The organism is Acinetobacter sp. SA01 (assembly GCF_011319235.1).
Lineage (GTDB): Bacteria > Pseudomonadota > Gammaproteobacteria > Pseudomonadales > Moraxellaceae > Acinetobacter.
This window is the reverse complement of sequence record NZ_WXXM01000047.1, coordinates 1-1,058: the sequence shown is the minus strand read 5'-3', so window position 1 is coordinate 1,058 and position 1,058 is coordinate 1. Positions and strand designations below refer to the sequence as shown.

Below are 1,058 nucleotides of genomic sequence, written 5' to 3'. Positions count from 1 at the left end.
CACTACTGTCCCATAGTTTGCTTTAAATAAAAAAACCTGAGTCTAAATAGTTAAAATATGAGTGCAAACAAACACTTTAACTATAAAGGACTCAGGTTTTGTCACATCAGAATACCGTATTTCATCAATTACTCAAACCCATTTTAAGACAAGATTTTGAACGTCTGGCTAAACTGCACCACTCTGGGCAAAAATTAAGATCAGCCACCCGCTGGGATCAGTTTGTTGCCATATTGATGTCCCAACTTTCTTGTCGGCAAAGCTTAAGAGACATTCAATCCAATCTCGAATCCCAGCAGGAAAAGCTCTATCATCTTGGCGCGAAAAGAATTGCGCGAAGCACCTTAGCAAGACTCAACGAAGAACAGCCCGCCAGCCTGTATCAGCAATTGTTCACACAGATGCTTCAGCACTGTGAAAACTCTAAAACTGCACATAAATTTAGATTCAAGAATCCGCTGTATTCACTAGATGCCAGTCATATTGATCTTTCACTGTCATTGTGCGAATGGGCAAAAGTGCATGAATCCAAAGCCAGTATTAAACTCAGTGTTGGCTTAAATCACAGCAATACCATTCCTGAATTTGTAGCGCTTGGGGATGGTATTGAAAATGATATGGTGCAAGGCAGAGCATTTAAATTTCCTGCTGGCAGCATTCTCGTCTTTGATAAAGGATATTTTGATTATCAATGGTTTGCTCAGTTGACACTTCAGAAAGTCAGCTTCGTAACTCGGCTACGCCCAAAGACAGTTTATCAAGTTAAATCAAGCCGCAGCGTATTAGCGACTAAAGGGATTATTGCGGATGAATGTATTGAATTGAGCAGTGCGCATGCCAAGAAAAGAGGTGCACCTAAATTATTAAGACGTATAGAGTTTTATGATACAGATAAGAAAAGAACATTCGAATTTCTGAGCAACAACTTTCATCTGGCAGCATCCACCATTGCTGCAATTTATAAAGACCGCTGGAAGATTGAGTTATTCTTTAAAGCCATCAAGCAGAATTTAAAACTGAAGTCATTTCTAGGTCGAAGCCGCAATGCGATACAAACG

The 1,058-nt window shown here is 39.8% G+C and carries 1 protein-coding gene; it reads left to right on the top strand.

All coding sequences use genetic code 11. The annotated features are described in order from the left end of the window. Positions 1-98: 98 nt before the first annotated feature. The coding region (locus GTU69_RS16920) for an IS4 family transposase (protein WP_166172220.1) at positions 99-1,058 on the top strand (960 nt) is incomplete at its 3' end.